This window comes from Mesorhizobium sp. M1A.F.Ca.IN.020.06.1.1 (genome assembly GCF_004023265.1).
Taxonomy (GTDB): domain Bacteria; phylum Pseudomonadota; class Alphaproteobacteria; order Rhizobiales; family Rhizobiaceae; genus Mesorhizobium.
Genome location: NZ_RZSR01001804.1, coordinates 1 through 453 on the forward strand (window position 1 = coordinate 1; position 453 = coordinate 453).

A 453-nucleotide genomic window follows, 5' to 3' on the forward strand; every position below is an offset into this window, starting at 1 on the left:
CTTCTCCTTGTCGTAGTCCGAGGTGGTCTCCTCGATCTGCTGCTTGATCTGGGCAACGCGGCCCTGGATCTCGGCCTTCTTGCCGGCGCCGTCGACGATGGTGGTGTTCTCCTTGGAGATCGACACCTTCTTGGCGCGGCCGAGCATGTTGAGGCCGACATTCTCAAGCTTGATGCCGAGGTCTTCCGAGATGACCTGGCCACCGGTCAGGATGGCGATGTCTTCCAGCATGGCCTTGCGGCGGTCGCCGAAGCCCGGAGCCTTGACGGCGGCGATCTTCAGGCCGCCGCGCAGCTTGTTGACGACCAGCGTGGCCAGAGCCTCGCCTTCGACGTCTTCCGAGATGATGAGCAGCGGCTTCGAGGTCTGAACGACGGCTTCCAGGACCGGCAGCATGGCCTGCAGGTTGGAGAGCTTCTTCTCGTGCAGCAGGATGTAGGCGTCTTCCAGATC

1 protein-coding gene is annotated in these 453 nt (G+C 62.5%); it reads right to left on the bottom strand.

Annotated features, from left to right (window positions below; all coding sequences use genetic code 11):
• Positions 1-453: TCP-1/cpn60 chaperonin family protein (locus EOA60_RS36995; RefSeq protein WP_281060834.1), on the bottom strand; the 453-nt coding region annotated here is incomplete at both ends.